We start from the raw sequence: 17,224 nt of genomic DNA, 5'->3' as shown, positions 1-17,224 counted from the left end.
TGACTTTCAGATAGCGAGGTGAACATGGCAACCGAGCAGAAACGTCCCGAAGAAGATGAAGAACCGAGCGAAGAAGAGATCGAGCGGGAGAAACACAAGGAGCAGACCTGGAAACACGACGACAGCCGCGAGTTGTCCGATCGTGACCAGGAACGTCCTCTCAAGCCCTGAACCCTGCAACGAAAAAGCCCCGCGAGTGCGGGGCTTTTTCGTTTCATCAAAGCTCTTCCAATTGTGTGAAGTCGGGGTGTGCGGCCCGATAGCCCAAGGTCTTGTCGATCCAGGCATTGAGCTCGTTGACCATCACTGGCGGGTGGCAGGGATAGCTTTCGAGGGCGGTGCGCAGGATGCGATCGATCTCGGGGACGTCACGCAGGTTTCGAGTCTTTATGTAGTGGCCGATAAAACAGTCGAGCTGAAAGCGTTCTGTCATGGACAGATAGATACACTCCAGGCCATTGGCCTGTTTGATTGCAAAATCGTCGCGCAACTTAGTTCTCTGCAAGGCTTGTTAAGTTTGGAGGGTATTCCTGGTTTTGCTGACTCTTTGGTCAACTGGTATGCCAAAAGGAAATGCGGCGCGCATGCTATCTGTAGTGTTTGTAAATGTATGTATGACGGTTGAAATGTCAGACAGGCGGTTAGTTCAATCAAACGACTGTTTATGTTGAATGTTTCGCGTTTGAAACACCGGGTGTAACGCGCAGGATTCAATTCGTGGAATCCTGCGCTTGATAACGCACCGCATCGGCATTTATTTACGTCACCGCTTCAATCAATTCCGCACCCTGATTGCGGGAGTTGCCCACCGCTTTGCCGACTTTGTGCCATTGGAACGCTTCGCTGGGTTCGGCTTCGAACAGCAACATCTGCTCGGCGCGTTCGGTGGGCGTGGCGGGATCGAGCCATTCCTGCACCCGTTCGGCGCGCAGCACGATCGGGCGCCGGTCATGCACATCGAGCAGGCCGCCTTCGCTGTTGGCAGTGATGATGACGAAGCCGTCGTCTTCCCGTGGAGGTTCGCCGGGTGTCGGAAACTGGCCGATGGCGGCGCAGAAAACCGGTTGATGATCGGCGCGACGAATCAGCCAGGGCTGGCGGCTTTTGTCGGGGGCGTCGACCCATTCGAACCAGTTGTCGACCGGCACGATCAGCCGATGACGCCAGATCGCTCGAAAGAACGGCCCGTGGGCGACTTTTTCCACCCGCGCGTTGATCGGCGCGGCGCGATCCTTGGCCCAGTGCGGGCGCCAGCCCCACCGCAGATTGTCGGCGTATAGCCGTTGTTGGTGCTGATGGAGGATCGCCAGTGACGTGGTGGGTGCGGCGTTGTAATGCGCCAGCGGTGCGTCGCCGACGTGATTGATCAGCGCATCGGGAATGCTCAGCACCGCGACAAAATCGTGGATGCCCCGGTATTGCGACAGTCTTCCGCACATTGGCCGACCCTCCGGCGCACAGCTGCCTGAAGGTTTCAGCTTAGTTGCACGGTTCACTCCTTGCTGCCCTGACCAGTAAACGCGTCGCGCCAGACCAGCCAGCGGCGTTCCACCACCGCAAGCAAACCGTCGCTGAGTTTGCCCAGCAGCGCCAGGACGATGATCGCAGCCAGCACGATGTCCGGCCTTGAAGTTTCGCGACCGTCACTGAGCAGGTAACCCAGCCCTTTGGTCGCTGCGATCAGTTCGGCCGCCACCAGAAACATCCACGCCAGACTCATGCCGCTGCGCAGCCCGGTGAACAGGCCGGGCAGGGCGGCGGGCAGCAGAATCCGGCGCACCAGTTGCAGGTGAGTGAAACCATAGATGTGGCCGACTTCCACCAGTTTGCGGTCGATGTTACGGATCGCCGCGACTACGTTGACGTACACCGGGAAGAAAGCGCCAATGGCGATCAGGACGATTTTCGAGGTCTCGTCGATGCCCAGCCATAAAAGCAACAGCGGCACCCAGGCCAGGCTCGGGATCGAACGCAACGCGGCAAAGGTCGGTTCCAGGTACGCCTCGGCCTCCCGGCTCAGGCCGACCCATGCCGCAAATACCAGGGCAAGGCTTGCGCCAATGGCAAACCCGATCAGCACGCGAATCAGGCTGGCGCCGATGTGTTTCCACAGTGCGCCTTCGGCCAGATCGGTGAGGGTCAGGGCGACTTCGCTCGGTGCAGGCATCTGATAGGACGGCAGCCAGCCGACGCGCACGATGATCTCCAGGGCGATCACGATCAGCAGCGGCAGGGCGAGCCCCTTCAGCCGCCGCTGCCAGAGCGGATTCAACGGCCGGGGTTGCGGGCGCGGCAGCGACACGGCGAGGCGGGCGGGCAGGTCATTGCTCATGGACGGTACTCCGCTCACGACAAATCCGCGTCGGGCGCGGATTTGTCGCGAGCCTGATCGGTTACTGGGCGGCGGCGACTTGCTGGAAACCGGTGTCGATCAATTGATCGATCACCTGATCGACATTCACTCCACGGCGCACCAGCTCTTCGGAGACCAGAATCGGCGCGGCGGCTTTCGAGGCGAGCACGTCCTTCGCCGTCAGTTGCGGACTGCCGAGGTCGGTGCGCGACAGTTGCAGCCTGGCCACGTCCAGCGGCAGGCCGGATTCGCTGGCGAGCAACTTGGCCAGCTCGTCCGGGTTCTTCACCGACCACTCGCGGGCCTGTTCGTAGGCCTTGATCACAGTGTCGATGGTTTGTGGATGTTCCTTGGCGTATTGCTCGGTGACGCTGATCACGCCGTAGCTGTTGAAGTCGCGATTGCGGTACAGCAGGCGTGAGCCTGCCTGTACCTGGCTGGCGGCCATGTGCGGATCGAGTCCGGCCCAGGCGTCGACGTCGCCTTTCTCCAGGGCGGTGCGGCCGTCCGGGTGTTGCAGGTGCACCAGTTCCACATCGTCTTTTTTCAGCCCGGCCTGTTGCAGGCTGCGCAAGGTGAACAGGTACGGGTCGGTGCCTTTGGTGGCGGCGATTTTCTTGCCCTTGAGGTCGGCAACGGTCTGGTATGGCGAGTCCTTGCGCACCACCAGCGCGGTCCATTCGGCGCGGCTGTAGACGTACACCGATTTGATCGGGCTGCCGTTGGCGCGGCTCAGCACGGCGGCAAGACTGGCGGACGAAGCGAAGTCCACGCCGCCGCTGTTGAGGTACTCCAGCGAACGGTTGCTGCCCTGGCTCAACACCCAACTGACCTTGCTCTGAGGCAGGGCCTTTTCCAGATAGCCCAAATGTTTGAGCGCCAGGCTGACCGGCGAGTAATAGGCATAGTCCAGATGCACTTCGGCGGGTGGCGATTGCTCCGCCTGGGCGAAAGGTTGCAGGCTCAGGGCCACAGCGCAGGCCGCGAGCAGGGTTTTGATTCGGGAAAACGGTAAAGGGGATTTCATGGGCACGCTCCGGCAAGGCAACAGGTTCTTATGTCAAAAAAGATATTTTTATCGAATGCTTCCTGCATGAATGGAATATTGCAGGCTCTGTGCCATACGCCTTGAGCGCCGTGTTTACGGGGTTTTCAGAGGGTTTGTGCGCTTTGAACTGTTGCAGGACAAACACTGTGCCGCGCCACTGTTGCCAGACAGACAGCGTTCATCGACAGTGCTGAGCTTATGCGCTAATCGAATTTCAAGTTAGATTTGTAAGAGCGTTATGGTCTATAAAAATCCCCTTTGCAGGACTCGCCATGAAGCTCTCCCGTTTCCTACGCGCCGCGTTGACCAGCGCATTGTTTGCCACGCCATTGACCTACGCTGCTGATCCCTTGGTCCTGCATGTCGGTGACCAGAATTACTACAACATCCGCGCCTCGGTAGAAGCGTCCGGCGTCTTGAAGGACGCGCCTTACACCGTCGACTGGAAACACTTCCAGGCCGCCGCACCGCTGGCTGAGGCGTTGCAGACCGGTTCGCTGGACCTGGGCTTTCTCGGCGATTCGGGCTTTCTGTTTCTCGCTGCCAAGCAGGCGCCGGTAAAACTGATCGGCGTGTCACGGCAGAACCCGGACACCATCGCTCTGTTGGTGCCCAAAGATTCGCCGGTGAAAACCATCGAGGACCTGAAGGGCAAGAAAGTCGCCTACTGGCCGGGTGCCTGGAGTCAGCAGTTGACCCTGCGAGCGCTGGAGCAGGGCGGCCTGCCGGAGAACTACGTCGAATTCGTCAAACTGATGCCGATCGACGCCGCTGCGGCTTTGCCTCAGGGCAGCATCGATGCTTTCCCGGTGTGGGAGCCGTACATTTCCCAGCAGATCGTGTTCTCAGGCGCACGACCGATTCTGACCGCAAAAAACCTCATGCCGGGCTTGAGCGCCATCGCCGCTTCCGCGCCGTCCATCGACAGCAAGCGTGAGGCGATTGCCGACTTTCTTGGGCGTCTGAAACAGGCCCGGGCGTGGGTTGACAACCATACCGACGAATACGCGGACCTGTGGGCGAAGAAAGCCAATCTCGATCAGGAAGTCTCGCGGCACTGGTTGCGCCAGGCGCACATGACTGTCGGTCCGGTGGACCAGCAAGCCGCTGCCGATCTGCAAGGCACCGCGGACTTCCTGTTCAAGGTCAAGGCGCTGCCGGCTCCGCTGGCCACGGCAGGCATTATCGATACCTCGTTCCAGCAGGCATTGGCGCACTGAGTGAGCACTGGAACAAAACCCTGTTATCTTTATCCAACCTCGGCCCATTTCAGTGGGTCGCAGGGAGGCAGCAGCGGCGAGGGAGTTTTGCCAATCGACAACGTGACCGCAACGGTCGGGCTCAAGGCAAAACATGAAACTCTGGTTCAAGCTTTTCTGCGCTGTAGCCATCATCAGCGGGCTGGCGGGGTGTATTGCGGCCCCTATCGAAATGACTGAGCAGACCCGATCGCGTCTGGATGCGCAGGCTCCGGTGAAATTTCTGCTGACCTTCGATGACGGTCCCAGTGCCTCGAGTTTCTACAATCCGACCGAAACCGTACTCGACAGTCTGAAAGACAACCCGCTGCAGCCTGATATCAAAGCGGTGTTTTTCGTCCAGACCCGTGCGCCAAGGGCCGGCAACAGCGAGATCGGCCGGCGGATCATGCATCGCGAACACGATGAAGGTCACATTCTGGGTTTTCATACGGCGACCCACTGGCACACCAACCATCGCTCGCTCGATCCGCAGGAACTCGAAACGTCACTCACCAATGGCACGGCGGACATCGCGGCGATCACCGGCGCGCCTCCGGTGCTGCTGCGTCCGCCATTCTGGAATTACGACAAACGTACGTTCGCGGCGTATCAGAAACATGGTCTGCATGTGTTACTGACCGATCTGAGCGCCAATGACGGCAAGATCTGGGGCTTCAATGCCAGCCCACGGCGTCGGGCGAACCTGTTGCGTCAGCTGTCGCAAGTGCGTGAGCGAATCGCCCTCGGTGAATTGCCGACGGTGGACGGGGTGATCCCGGTGGTAGTGACGTTCCATGACCTCAACCGCTATACCGCGCGACATGCCCGCGAGTATCTGCAGATTCTGCTCGACAGCGCCGCAGCCACCGGCGTGCGCCTGGCGGACAAACCGTTCTACGACGATCATGCGCTGCTGGAAAAAGCCGCGCTGGCGCGTACGGTGCAGAAGAGTTCGGACCCGGTTCGGCTGCCGGGAATCTGGAACTGGATCTGGGGCCGCGACGCCAATTGAGTGTGCCGATTCAAAGATGTGAAGCGCTTGGCATTTTTTCGCTGTCTGCCGCTCGCGCAAGGTCGAAACGCTCATCTATGCTCAATGGGTCGACCGATCCTTCGCCCACGAGGCGTCCACCCATGCTTGCCATTGCCGACATTTGCCGCATCGTCGAATCCGGCTTTTCGCCCCTTTGCTGTGATTGCACGGAAACGGGGCAGGGGCTGTTGCAGATCAAGGTTTACGAACCTGACAGCGGGCGGGTCGATCTGCTGCTCAACGGCGTATCGCCGGAACATCTGGTCACCATTCGTGACATCTCCAACTTCATCGGTGAGTTGCGAACTGAAATGAGTGCCGGGCGCCGGGCGTTCGCCGGCTGACTCAGAGGCGGCGCTGAAAGGCCCGGACGATTTGCAGCGTTGCGTCGCTGACACTCAGGTTCTGCACTGCGTCCAGCGGATGCCAGATGCAATCGACGATTTCGTTCTGCGGCCGGACTTCTTCAATATTCAGCACCGATGCCTCATAGACATGGTGGCGGGTGCTGCCGGCCTCCAGCTCCATCAGATACAGCAAGCCATCGGCGAGCAGGCCGGTTTCTTCCTCAAGTTCGCGTGTCGCGGCGTCAACCCTGGCCTCGCCGGGCTCGACCTTGCCGCCCGGCAAGTTCCAGCGGCATCGGGGTTTGCGTACCAGGAGAATGTGTCGATCCTGTTCGCAGATGATGGTTGCACGTACTTTCATTTGTTACTCGGTTGCTGAATGTCATGATTCTGTCATGAAAATGCAATATTCACGCCGTGCCTTGGTTTAGGCGCCCTTTTGATGTCAGAGTGGTCGAAAAACGCAAAAGTGCCAGACACTTGACGCCGAAGTGGGCGACGTCTGGTCGGCACGCGGTGGCGAACCCGGTGTAAGGTGAAAATGTGCAGTTGGACTATCGATAGTCGACAGGAGGTGCCTATGAGCATGGCGATACTGAACAGAATGCACATGAATGGCTATGACGTACTGAGTGTGAACAACGGCCCGTGGCGGGTCTGCACGCAGGGTGATCGACTGGCGTCTTTCGCCAGCCGAGAGGAGGCGCTGGCGTATGCCGCTGCACTTCCGGGTTACAAGAGCCGCACGCACGGCCGCAAGACAGGTTGAAGGCCTGCAATGAAAAAGCCCCGGTTGTCCGGGGCTTTTTTGTTGCAGGATCAAGGGTCAGTGGACTTTCGTTCGGCTGATGGCGCGGGCTTTTACTTCCCTGGCATAGAGCTGCAGACGTTCCTCGTCACTTTGCAGCACCTCGCAGGATCTGAGCACCGTCTGCGCATCCGCCTCGTTGCCGGATTTGCGCAATTGCTCGGCAATGCGCTTGAGGTCGACTGCCGACCATCGCAGGTCTGATGCAACACTTTGCAGGTCACGCTGAAGTTCATGTTCGTATTCATTGAGCCGCATGATCACCTCCGGAACATTCTCGGTAGAAAATAGTAGCCGCATTTTCGCAAGAGAGGGCAAGGGCGATCGGTCACCGGGCCGAATGGCTGTGAATCGACTGCCATTGGTCGGAGCGGTTCACCTCGAAAGCGGGAAAAGCCCGGGTTTCGGGGCGCGAGCATTGCGCCACGATGGATGTTCAAACAGTAACAGGGTAAATTCGCGACTTTTCAGATGAAGGATTCTTTATGCGGATGTTGATCGGGGGCCTGATGATGGCCGCGTTGGCCGGTTGTTCTCTGCCGGCGTCACTCGTGCCGGGCGAACCGAACTTCAGCAAGATCAGTGGCAAGGCTCCCAAGGAGTACGCCGCCTGCGTGCTGCCGTTGTGGCAACAGGATATCTCCAAGACATCCCAGGTCGCGATTTCCAATGGTTACAGGATCACGGCGCCAAGCATCGTCACTGCCGACGAGATTCTCGATATCGTGAAGTACAAGGATGGCAGCCGTGTGTCGCTGTACCAGGGGCCGCCATGGGCCAAGTCCGGCTCGCTGCGCAAATCGGTGCGCGATTGCCTTTGACGGCCATGCTGTCGATATGAAAAAAGCAGAAAGCGTGTGAGCGTTTTCTGCTTTTTTTTGCCTGTCAGTCGGTGATGTCGGCAAGCGGAATGCTCGTTTACACGGTGGGTTGCGCAGCAGAAACGTAATCCACCCGAACATCGCTCATTCAACTCAGAGCGTCTGTACCAGCCAATCCCGAAACGCCTTCAGCGACGCCAGCGATTCATTACGCGCCGGGTACACCAGGTAGTAGCTGCGCCGACTGCTGATCGGCTCCCCCAGTTGCACCAACTCACCGTTGTGCAGTTCATCCTCCACCAGAATCCTCGGCACCAGTCCGATGCCGATATTGGCGCGCACGGCCTGGATCAGGTGTGAGGTCATCTCGAAGCTGGGACCGATGCGCATGCTGCGATGGGGCAGGGCGTGATGACTGAACCATTCACTCCACGCCTGGGCATTGCTGCTGACGTTGAGCAGCAGTTGCCCGGCGATATCCTTGTCGGCAGCCAGACGTTCGGCATCGGACAGCTGCGTGCTGGCGATCACCACCAGTTCTTCGGTGTGCAGGCGGTGGGCGGTCAGCCCCGGCCAGTCACCGCCGCCGACGTAAATCGCCGCGTCGATCTCGCTGGTGTCGAAGTCGATGGCTTCGATGCGTGAATGCAGGTGCACGGTCATGCCGGGGTGCGCGGTGTAGAAATCCTTCAAGCGTGGCAGCAGCCATTTTGAGCCGAAGGTTGGCAGGGTCGCCAGGCGCAGGCTGTGAATGCCCGAGCCAAACGCCATGGCTTGCAGCGTTGCGCTGCGAATCTGCCCGAGGGCTTCGGACAATTCACGCTGATACATACGCCCGACGTCGGTAAGGACCACCCGCCGGCCTTCGCGGCTGAACAGGCGCATGCCAAGCATCTTTTCCAGGATCTGTACCTGACGACTGACGGCGCTTTGGGTCAGCGACAGTTCGTGAGCGGCGCGGGTGTAGCTTTCATGGCGTGCAGCGGCTTCAAACGCCAGCAGCAACGACATCGAGGGAGTAAGGGTTCGCGGATTCATTCGTTTTAGTCATGGATTGCGGGTCAATTTTACGGTTGTCCCGGCATCGCTCTGCAATGAACATAAGGCCTATGAGATGGCGGGAGCGTGACGCAATCATTCCTTGCGCACAACTGTTCACCGCCACACGGCCCGTTTTTGACCGAGATTGCCCTCCCGATGATTGCCCAGCTGTCGCCTTCCACCACGCTGAACACCGACTACCAACAGTTTCTCAAAGCCCTTGAAACCAGCGGCTTTCGTGGCGAAATCAGTGCCGACTACGCCAGCCGCGTGGTGCTGGCCACCGACAACTCGATCTATCAGCGCTTGCCGCAAGCGGCGGTATTCCCGCGTGACGCCGACGACGTGGCGCTGCTGGCCGGTCTGATCGCCGAACCGGCGTACCAGAAAGTGGTGATCACCCCTCGCGGCGGCGGCACCGGCACCAACGGCCAGTCGTTGACCGACGGTATCGTCGTCGACCTGTCGCGGCATATGAACCGGATCCTCGAGATCAACGTTGAACAGCGTTGGGTGCGGGTGCAGGCCGGTGTTGTGAAGGATCAACTGAACGCCGCGCTGAAATCCGCCGGGCTGTTTTTCGCTCCGGAACTGTCGACCTCGAACCGCGCCACCGTTGGCGGCATGATCAACACCGACGCCAGCGGCCAGGGCAGTTGCACCTACGGCAAGACCCGCGACCACGTACTGGAACTGCACATGGTCCTGCGCGGGGGCGAGCGCTTGCACGGCCGCCCACTTGAAGAAAGTGAGCTGGCAGCGGAATGCGCCCGTGAAGGCCGGGCCGGCGAGGTGTATCGCTGTGCGCGGCAGATCATTGATGAGCAGGGCGAGCTGATCCGGGAAACCTTCCCCGATCTCAACCGCTGCCTGACCGGCTACGACCTGGCGCACCTGCGCGAGGCCGACAACCGTTTCAACCTCAACAGCGTGCTGTGCGGTGCTGAAGGTTCGCTGGGGTTTGTGGTCGAGGCCAAGCTCAACGTCTTGCCAATCCCCAAGCACACCATGCTGGTGAACATTCGCTATGGCGGCTTCATGGACGCGTTGCGTGATGCCCGCGCGTTGATGGCACTCAAGCCGCTGTCGATTGAAACCGTGGACTCCAAAGTGCTGTTGCTGGCGATGCAGGACATCGTCTGGCACGGCGTCGCCGAATACTTCCCGGAAAGCGCCGAGCGTCCGACATTGGGGATCAACCTGGTGGAGTTCTGCGGCGACGATCCCGAGGAACTGAGAGGCCGGGTCGAGGCTTTCGTCCAGCACCTGGGCACTGACGCCTCGGTCGAGCGCCTCGGCCACACGCTGGCCGTCGGGCATGCGGCGGTGAATCGCGTCTATGGCATGCGCAAACGCGCAGTGGGTTTACTCGGCAACGTTGCCGGTGAAGCGCGGCCGCAGCCATTTGTGGAAGACACCGCCGTGCCACCGCAACACCTGGCCGAATACATCGCCGAACTGCGTGACCTGCTCGACAGCCATCAATTGCAATACGGCATGTTCGGCCATGTCGATGCCGGCGTGCTTCACGTACGGCCAATTCTCGACATGAAAGACCCGCAACAAGCCGCGCTGGTGCGACCGGTGTCGGACGGCGTCGCCGCGCTGACCCAGCGTTACGGTGGCCTGCTGTGGGGCGAGCACGGCAAGGGCCTGCGCTCGGAATACGCGCCGGCCTTCTTCGGTGATTTGTACCCGGCGTTGCAAGCCTTGAAGGCGGCGTTCGATCCGTTCAACCAGTTCAACCCCGGCAAGATCGCCACGCCGGATATTCCCGGCGCTGCATTGCTGAAGATTGACGAAGTGACCCTGCGCGGCGAACTGGACCGGCAGATCGACGAGAAAGTCTGGCAGGACTACGGTGCAGCGATGCACTGCAACGGTAACGGCGCCTGCTACAACTTCGATCCTGACGATGCGATGTGCCCGTCGTGGAAAGCCACTCGCCAGCGTGCGCAGTCGCCAAAAGGCCGCGCCTCGCTGATTCGCGAATGGCTGCGTTTGCAGGGCGAGGCGGGTGTCGACGTGTTGTCCGATGCCAGTCGCCGTCCGCCGTTTTTCAGTACGTTGCTGCAGCGCTGGCGCAACAGCCGTGCGCAGGAGCACGACTTCTCCCACGAGGTGTACGACGCCATGGCCGGCTGCCTGGCGTGCAAGTCCTGCGCGGGGCAGTGCCCGGTGAAGGTCAACGTGCCGGACTTCCGTTCGCGGTTTCTGGAGCTGTATCACACGCGTTACCTGCGGCCGGCGCGGGATTATCTGATTGCCTCGCTGGAATACACGATTCCGTACATGGCGCGGATTCCGTTTCTCTATAACGGTCTGATGGGCGCTTCGTTCAGCCGTCGCTTGATCGAGCGTCTTGGTGGAATGGTCGATGTGCCGTTACTCAGTCGTTTCGATTTCCACGCGGCGATGCGCCGCTGGCAGGTTCAGCCGGCGTCGGTCGAGGTGCTTTCGGCGCTGACTCAGCCGCAACGCGAGCGCAGTGTGGTGCTGGTGCAGGACGCGTTCACCCGGTATTTCGAAGCACCATTGCTGGCGGATCTGATCGAGCTGATTTCGCGACTGGGCTATCAGGTTTATCTGGCGCCGTTCAGTGCCAACGGCAAGCCGCTGCACGTGCAGGGTTTCCTCTCGGCGTTCAATCGTGCGGCGTTGCGCAATGCCGGGCAACTGCGCGCACTGGCCGAAATCGGCGTGCCGCTGGTGGGGCTCGACCCGGCGATGACTCTGGTTTATCGCCAGGAATACCTGAAAGTGCCGGGGATGGAAAAATGCCCGGAGGTGGCGCTGGTGCAGGAGTGGCTGCTCAACGTCATGCCGGAGCCAGTCGATCGGCGCCGTGAGGAAACCTTCCGTCTGCTGGCGCACTGCACCGAGAAAACCAATGCGCCCGCCGCGACCCGGCAATGGGAGCAGGTGTTCGAACGGGTCGGCCTGAAGCTGACGACGCAGGCCACCGGTTGCTGCGGAATGTCCGGCACTTACGGGCACGAAGCGCGCAATCGCCAGACCTCGGCGGTGATTTACGAGCAGTCCTGGGCGAAGCAGATCGAGGCTCCGGTGGAGAAGGGAGAGGCACTGGCCACCGGTTATTCCTGCCGCAGTCAGGTCAAGCGCCAGGCCGATCAACAGTTGCGCCATCCGTTGCAAGTCGTGCTGGAAACCCTGCGTACAGCGTGATCGCTGTTCGAGAATCGCTGGCGATTGGATCGGTTTTTCATGTTATAAGGTAACGCAAATTGTGCGGCCGCTTTCGGGCGGCTGCATTGATCAACCTTTCGATTGCGATACCTCCATGACGATTGCGGTTCCCCGTTCTGCCCCCTCGGTGACTGGCCGGTTGCTGTCCATTGATGCGCTGCGTGGCTTGGTGATTCTGTTCATGTTGCTCGATCACGTGCGCGAAACCTTTCTGCTGCATCGTCAGGTGTCCGATCCGATGGACATTGCCAGCACAGAGCCGGCGCTGTTCTTCAGCCGCACTTTGGCGCATTTGTGCGCGCCGGTGTTCGTGCTGCTGACCGGATTGTCGGCGTGGCTGTTCGGCGAGAAGTACGACGGCAAGGCTGACGTCAGTGCCTTTCTGTTCAAGCGCGGACTGTTTCTGGTAGCGCTCGAATTCACCCTGGTGAATTTCGCCTGGACGTTCCAGCTGCCGCCGACCGTGATCTACCTGCAAGTGATCTGGGCCATCGGCCTGAGCATGATCGCGTTGTCGCTGCTGGTCTGGTTGCCACGCTGGTTGTTGTTGATGCTGAGTCTGGCGATCATCGCCGGGCATAACCTGCTCGACGGGCTGCACTTCGCAACGGAGTCGGTGCTGCATGTGCCGTGGGCGATCCTGCATGACCGCGGCTGGATCGAAGTCGGCGAGAGTTTGCGTTTGCGCACGTCGTACCCGTTGCTGCCGTGGATCGGCGTGATCGGTCTGGGTTACGCGCTGGGGCCGTGGTTCGCACGTGCGGCCGATGCAGGCGTGCGGCAGCGACGTTTGCTGATCGTTGGCATCGCCGGGCTGGTGGGTTTCGTGGTGCTGCGACTGGTCAACGGTTACGGCGAGAAACCGTGGTCGATCAATGACAGCAGCCTGCAAACCCTGATGAGTTTTTTCAACATCACCAAATACCCGCCGTCGCTGTTGTTCATCACGCTGACAGTGAGCGTCGGGCTGCTGTTGTTGCTGGTGTTCGAGCGTGCACAGGATCGACGCTGGATTCGCTGGCTGACCGTGTTCGGTTCGGCGCCGATGTTTTTCTACCTGCTGCACCTGTACGCATTGAAGGTGCTGTACCTGATCGGCGTGGCGTTGTTCGGGCTCAATCAGGGCAGCTATTTCGGGTTCTCGGCGGTGACGGCGGTGTGGTTGGCGGCGATGCTGCTGGCGGTCGCGCTGTTTCCGGCGGTGCGCTGGTTCTCGGCATTGAAGTCTCGGCGACGTGACCTCGCCTGGTTGAAGTACCTGTAGCTAGCCCGTTTTGCTGTGGCGAGCGTTGCGGGCAAAATCGATGAAGGCCTTGAGCGGCGACGGTACATGGCGTCGGCTCGGATAATACAGATGCAGCCCGGGATAGTACGGGCACCAGTCTGCCAGCACCTGCACCAGACGCCCGGCGGCGAGGTGTTCGCTGACCATGTCTTCGAACACATAAGCCAGTCCCAGCCCTTGCAGCGCGGGGCCGACCATCAGGCTGACATCGCCCAGGGTCAGCGGGCCGTTGACGTCGATTTCCTGTTCAATGCCATCACGTTCGAATTCCCAGCGGTACATCGAACCACTCGGGAACCGATGGCGGATGCAGGGCAGGGCATGCAGGTCTTCAGGTTGCTGCGGCGCAGGATGTCGCTGGAAAAACGCCGGCGAACCGACCACCACTGAACGCAGGTCCGGCCCGATGGGCAGCGACACCATGTCCGCCTCCAGCCGATTGCCGAAGCGTACGCCGGCATCGAATCCGGCAGCGACGATATCCAGCAGCGCATCGCTTTCGACCACCTCCAGACGAATGTCCGGGTAGGCCTGCAGGAACTCGCTGGCGATCGGCAGCAGCACCAGTTCGCATGCCTGGCGCCCGGAGGTGATGCGCAGGTTGCCCGAGGGTTTGTCACGAAAGTGGTTGAGGTCTTCGAGCGCATCTTCGATATCGCGAAACGCCGGTTTCAGCCGGCCGTAAAGCCGTTCGCCGGCCTCGGTCAGCGCCACGCTGCGGGTGGTGCGATTGAACAGGCGTACGCCCAGGCGATTTTCCAGAGCCCGCAACGAGTGGCTCAACGCTGAAGGTGTCAGGCCCAGATCCACCGCCGCACGGCTGAAATTCAGATGTTGGGCGATGCTCAGAAAGATCGACAGATCCGCCGTGGACGGATTTTTCATTAGTGAGCACCTTTCATAAAGTCATGTAATTTTGTTGGGATTATCGCATCAATGGAACGGCTTTAAAGTCGCATCAAGCCTGATTTTCTATTCATTGGATGAACCCATGACAACTGTCTCCCAATACCCTGGCGAGCGCGACAAGCTGCTGATCCTCGCGGCCATTTGCCTGTCGGCACTGGTCCTTCCGTTAAGTTTTACCGGTGGCGCGGTCGCGACGCCGGCCATGGGGCGTGACTTGGGCGGCAGCCCGGTGGCGCTGACCTGGATCACCAATGCATTCATGTTGTCGTTCGGCAGTCTGCTGATGGCGGCGGGGGCGTTGGCTGACGTTTATGGGCGTAAACGCCTGTTCACCGGCGGCATGCTGTTGTTTACCGCAGCGTCGATTGCCCAGAGCCTGGCGCCTTCGGTGGTCTGGCTGGATGTGTTGCGGGCGATCCAGGGCGTGGCCGGGGCGGCGGCGCTGGCCAGCGGTTCGGCGGCGCTGGCGCAGGAATTCGAAGGCCATGCGCGCACCCGTGCCTACAGCATGCTCGGCACCACGTTTGGCATCGGTCTGGCGTTTGGGCCGCTGGTGGCCGGGGCGTTGATCGAGGCGTTCAACTGGCGTGCAATCTTTGTCTTCACCGCACTGATCGGCGTGATCGCGATGGTGTTCGGCCTGCCGCGCATGCGTGAAACCCGCGACCCCGACGCCAGCGGTCTCGATTGGCCGGGCACCGTGACGTTCAGCTCGATGCTGGCGCTGTTCACGTTCGGTGTGATCCAGGCTCCCGAAAACGGCTGGGGGAGTCCGTTGGTGGTCGGTCTGCTGGGCGCTTCGGCGCTGTTGCTGGCACTGTTTGTCATGATCGAAATGCGTGTCAAACGTCCGATGCTTGATCTGACGCTGTTCCGTTTTCCGCGCTTTATCGGCGTGCAGATGCTGCCGATCGGCACCTGCTTTTGCTACATCGTGCTAGTGGTCATGCTGCCGTTGCGCTTTATCGGCGTCGAAGGCTTGAGTGAAATCGATGCCGGTTTGCTGTTGCTGGCGCTGTCGGCACCGATGCTGGTGGTGCCGATGCTGGCAGCATCGATGACCCGGTTTGTCTCGGCGGGTCTCTTGTCGGGCGTTGGTTTTTTGATTGCCGCCGTGGGTCTGCACTGGCTGAGCCTGTACAACGTCGGCGAGCCGAAATTCGCGCTGGTGGTGCCGATGGTGTTGATCGGGATCGGCGCGGGCCTTCCGTGGGGCTTGATGGACGGACTGTCGGTCAGCGTGGTGCCGAAAGAACGGGCCGGCATGGCGGCCGGGATTTTCAACACGGTGCGGGTGGCGGGAGAGGGGATTGCGCTGGCCAGTGTCGCGGCGATTCTTGCCTCGCTGCTGCACACCGATCTGCAAGCCGTGGCCAGCGGTGCAGACACCGCGCTGATTGCGGAGACGGCGCACCGGGTGACCACCGGCGACATGGCCCATGCGATCAACACGGTTCCGGGGTTGGCCAATGAACGTCTGGTGCAGGGTTACGCCTCGGCGTTCCAGTATCTGCTGCACATCCTGACGATCATCACGCTGGTGTCGGCGGCTGTGGTGCTGGGACTGTTGAGCAAGGATCGGACGGTGTCGGAACCCCGACAGGCTGCGGCATAAATGAAAAAGCCCGGAAGCGCAAAACGCTTCCGGGCTTTTTTCAATGGATCAGCGGCGATCCAGCCACACGGTCTGCGCATTGCAGAACTCGCGCACGCCGAAGTGCGACAGCTCGCGGCCGAAACCGCTTTTCTTCACGCCGCCGAAGGTCACGCGCGGGTCGCTGGCGGAGTAGCCGTTGATGAACACGCCACCGGTTTCCAGTTCGCTGGTCAGTTGCTGGGCCAGGGCGACGTTGGCGGTGTAGATCGTTGCAGTCAGACCGAACTCGCTGTCGTTGGCCAACGCCACGGCATGGGCGCAGTCGCGAGCGGTGATGATCGAGGCCACCGGGCCAAACAGCTCCTGCTTGAACGAGGTCATGCTGTCGGTGACGTCGGCCAGTACGGTCGGCTCGTAGTAGTTGCCCGAACCCTCGACTTTGCTGCCGCCGAGCAGCAGGGTGGCGCCTTCTTCCAGGGTATCGCGCACTTGCTGATCCAGTTCGTCGCGCAGATCGAAACGGGCCATCGGGCCGATGTAGTTGTCGGCAGACAACGGATCGCCCATCTTCAACTGGCGGGTGGCTTCGACGAATTTGCGGGTGAATTCCTCGACCACGCCTTCTTCGATGATCAAGCGTTTGGCGGCGGCGCAGACCTGGCCTGAGTTCTGGTAACGACCGATCACTGCCGCTTGCACGGCTTCGTCGATATCGGCGTCGTTGAGCACGATGAACGGATCGGAACCGCCCAGCTCCAGCACGCATTTTTTCAGTGCGGCACCGGCCTGTGCGCCGATGGCCATGCCGGCGCGGACGCTGCCGGTCAGGGTCACGGCGGCGATGCGTGGATCGGCGATGGCGGTGGACACGCCTTCCGGGGTGACGTTGATCACTTCGAACACGCCGTCGGCAAAACCGGCGCGGGTGAAGGCGTCGCGCAGCAGATAGGCGCTGCCCATCACGTTCGGCGCATGCTTGAGCACGTAAGTGTTGCCGGCGATCAGCGCCGGGACGGCGCCACGCAGTACTTGCCAGATCGGGAAGTTCCACGGCATGACGGCGAGGATTGGCCCCAGCGGACGGTATTCGATGCGCGCCTTGCCGCCTTCGACCAGGGTCGCTTCGGCGTTGAGCATGGCCGGGCCGTGTTCGGCGTACCACTCGCAGAGCCTGGCGCATTTCTCGATTTCGCCACGGGCCTGAGCGATCGGCTTGCCCATTTCTTGAGTAATCATGGTCGCCATGGCCTCGCTGCTGTCACGCAGAGCGCCGGCCAGCGCGGTCAGGGCATGGGAGCGGTCCTGCAGCGGCTTGCGTTTCCATTTTCCGAAGCCGAACGCGGCACGGGTCAGTGCAGCGTCGAGGGCTTCAGCGGATTCGAAGGCGTAGTGACCGATCTGTTCCCCGGTGGCGGGGTTGATCGAGATGGCGTGGGTCTGGCTGGAAATCGGGCTCATGGCATCGTCCTGCGAAGTCAGTGGATGCGCTCAGAGTAGGGTGGTGTTTGGTTTCTGGAAACTGAATAATAAAGAG

At 60.6% G+C, this 17,224-nt stretch carries 18 protein-coding genes; 9 read left to right on the top strand and 9 right to left on the bottom strand.

Going from position 1 to position 17,224, the window contains the following annotated elements; genetic code table 11:
- Positions 1 to 24 precede the first annotated feature (24 nt).
- The gene (locus tag C6Y56_RS16230) at positions 25 to 171 is read left to right on the top strand and encodes a hypothetical protein (RefSeq protein ID WP_169430743.1); all 147 of its coding nucleotides are present in this window, start codon (positions 25 to 27) and stop codon (positions 169 to 171) included.
- A 46-nt stretch (positions 172 to 217) separates the two neighbouring features.
- Here C6Y56_RS16230 and C6Y56_RS16225 read toward each other — a convergent pair whose 3' ends face one another.
- From C6Y56_RS16225 to C6Y56_RS16210, 4 genes are all read right to left on the bottom strand, one after another.
- The gene (locus C6Y56_RS16225; RefSeq protein WP_169430742.1) at positions 218 to 490 is read right to left on the bottom strand and encodes a hypothetical protein; all 273 of its coding nucleotides are present in this window, start codon (positions 488 to 490) and stop codon (positions 218 to 220) included.
- Between the two features lie 268 nt (positions 491 to 758).
- Positions 759 to 1,439 carry an SOS response-associated peptidase gene (locus C6Y56_RS16220; protein WP_169430741.1) on the bottom strand — a complete coding sequence of 227 codons (681 nt, stop codon included), beginning with the start codon at positions 1,437 to 1,439 and terminating at the stop codon, positions 759 to 761.
- Between the two features lie 53 nt (positions 1,440 to 1,492).
- Positions 1,493 to 2,332 (bottom strand): ABC transporter permease, encoded by an 840-nt coding sequence (locus C6Y56_RS16215; RefSeq protein ID WP_169430740.1) that lies wholly within the window; start codon positions 2,330 to 2,332, stop codon positions 1,493 to 1,495.
- Positions 2,333 to 2,393: 61 nt separating this feature from the next.
- Positions 2,394 to 3,380 (bottom strand): aliphatic sulfonate ABC transporter substrate-binding protein, encoded by a 987-nt coding sequence (locus C6Y56_RS16210; RefSeq protein ID WP_169430739.1) that lies wholly within the window; start codon positions 3,378 to 3,380, stop codon positions 2,394 to 2,396.
- Positions 3,381 to 3,673: 293 nt separating this feature from the next.
- Here C6Y56_RS16210 and C6Y56_RS16205 point away from each other — a divergent pair, with 293 nt between their 5' ends.
- From C6Y56_RS16205 to C6Y56_RS16195, 3 genes are all read left to right on the top strand, one after another.
- On the top strand, positions 3,674 to 4,621 hold the full coding sequence (locus C6Y56_RS16205; RefSeq protein ID WP_169430738.1) for an ABC transporter substrate-binding protein: 948 nt from the start codon (positions 3,674 to 3,676) through the stop codon (positions 4,619 to 4,621).
- A gap of 133 nt (positions 4,622 to 4,754) precedes the next feature.
- Entirely contained in the window at positions 4,755 to 5,654 is a 900-nt protein-coding gene (locus tag C6Y56_RS16200; RefSeq protein ID WP_169430737.1) for a polysaccharide deacetylase family protein, read from the top strand.
- Between the two features lie 122 nt (positions 5,655 to 5,776).
- The gene (locus C6Y56_RS16195) at positions 5,777 to 6,019 is read left to right on the top strand and encodes a DUF1652 domain-containing protein (RefSeq protein ID WP_169430736.1); all 243 of its coding nucleotides are present in this window, start codon (positions 5,777 to 5,779) and stop codon (positions 6,017 to 6,019) included.
- A 1-nt stretch (position 6,020) separates the two neighbouring features.
- On the opposite strand, the gene C6Y56_RS16190 is transcribed toward C6Y56_RS16195, so the two are convergent.
- Positions 6,021 to 6,383 (bottom strand): NUDIX hydrolase, encoded by a 363-nt coding sequence (locus tag C6Y56_RS16190; RefSeq protein WP_169430735.1) that lies wholly within the window; start codon positions 6,381 to 6,383, stop codon positions 6,021 to 6,023.
- Positions 6,384 to 6,602: 219 nt separating this feature from the next.
- Between C6Y56_RS16190 and C6Y56_RS16185 the strand changes: the two genes are divergently transcribed.
- Positions 6,603 to 6,791 carry a DUF2188 domain-containing protein gene (locus tag C6Y56_RS16185; RefSeq protein ID WP_096820121.1) on the top strand — a complete coding sequence of 63 codons (189 nt, stop codon included), beginning with the start codon at positions 6,603 to 6,605 and terminating at the stop codon, positions 6,789 to 6,791.
- Between the two features lie 57 nt (positions 6,792 to 6,848).
- Here the strand turns inward: C6Y56_RS16185 and C6Y56_RS16180 are convergent, their stop codons facing one another.
- Entirely contained in the window at positions 6,849 to 7,088 is a 240-nt protein-coding gene (locus C6Y56_RS16180) for a hypothetical protein (RefSeq protein WP_065259780.1), read from the bottom strand.
- A 227-nt stretch (positions 7,089 to 7,315) separates the two neighbouring features.
- On the opposite strand from C6Y56_RS16180, the gene C6Y56_RS16175 reads away from it, so the two are divergent.
- Positions 7,316 to 7,651 carry a hypothetical protein gene (locus tag C6Y56_RS16175; protein ID WP_169430734.1) on the top strand — a complete coding sequence of 112 codons (336 nt, stop codon included), beginning with the start codon at positions 7,316 to 7,318 and terminating at the stop codon, positions 7,649 to 7,651.
- Positions 7,652 to 7,804: 153 nt separating this feature from the next.
- Here the strand turns inward: C6Y56_RS16175 and C6Y56_RS16170 are convergent, their stop codons facing one another.
- Positions 7,805 to 8,689 carry a LysR substrate-binding domain-containing protein gene (locus C6Y56_RS16170; RefSeq protein ID WP_169430733.1) on the bottom strand — a complete coding sequence of 295 codons (885 nt, stop codon included), beginning with the start codon at positions 8,687 to 8,689 and terminating at the stop codon, positions 7,805 to 7,807.
- Positions 8,690 to 8,848: 159 nt separating this feature from the next.
- On the opposite strand from C6Y56_RS16170, the gene ydiJ reads away from it, so the two are divergent.
- Positions 8,849 to 11,878: a D-2-hydroxyglutarate dehydrogenase YdiJ gene (gene ydiJ / locus C6Y56_RS16165; RefSeq protein ID WP_169430732.1), complete on the top strand. Its 3,030-nt coding sequence runs from the start codon at positions 8,849 to 8,851 to the stop codon at positions 11,876 to 11,878.
- A 115-nt stretch (positions 11,879 to 11,993) separates the two neighbouring features.
- Positions 11,994 to 13,163: a DUF1624 domain-containing protein gene (locus tag C6Y56_RS16160; RefSeq protein WP_169430731.1), complete on the top strand. Its 1,170-nt coding sequence runs from the start codon at positions 11,994 to 11,996 to the stop codon at positions 13,161 to 13,163.
- Here the strand turns inward: C6Y56_RS16160 and C6Y56_RS16155 are convergent, their stop codons facing one another.
- Positions 13,164 to 14,069, bottom strand: a complete 906-nt coding sequence (locus C6Y56_RS16155) for a LysR family transcriptional regulator (protein WP_169430730.1) — start codon at positions 14,067 to 14,069, stop codon at positions 13,164 to 13,166.
- 106 nt (positions 14,070 to 14,175) lie between these two features.
- On the opposite strand from C6Y56_RS16155, the gene C6Y56_RS16150 reads away from it, so the two are divergent.
- Positions 14,176 to 15,708, top strand: a complete 1,533-nt coding sequence (locus C6Y56_RS16150) for an MFS transporter (protein WP_169430729.1) — start codon at positions 14,176 to 14,178, stop codon at positions 15,706 to 15,708.
- Positions 15,709 to 15,756: 48 nt separating this feature from the next.
- Here C6Y56_RS16150 and C6Y56_RS16145 read toward each other — a convergent pair whose 3' ends face one another.
- Positions 15,757 to 17,148: an aldehyde dehydrogenase family protein gene (locus C6Y56_RS16145; RefSeq protein ID WP_169430728.1), complete on the bottom strand. Its 1,392-nt coding sequence runs from the start codon at positions 17,146 to 17,148 to the stop codon at positions 15,757 to 15,759.
- Positions 17,149 to 17,224: the final 76 nt, after the last annotated feature.

The organism is Pseudomonas fluorescens, assembly GCF_012974785.1.
Lineage (GTDB): Bacteria > Pseudomonadota > Gammaproteobacteria > Pseudomonadales > Pseudomonadaceae > Aquipseudomonas > Aquipseudomonas fluorescens_BT.
The sequence above is the reverse complement of the archived record's forward strand: the minus strand, read 5'-3'. Positions and strand labels throughout refer to the sequence as shown.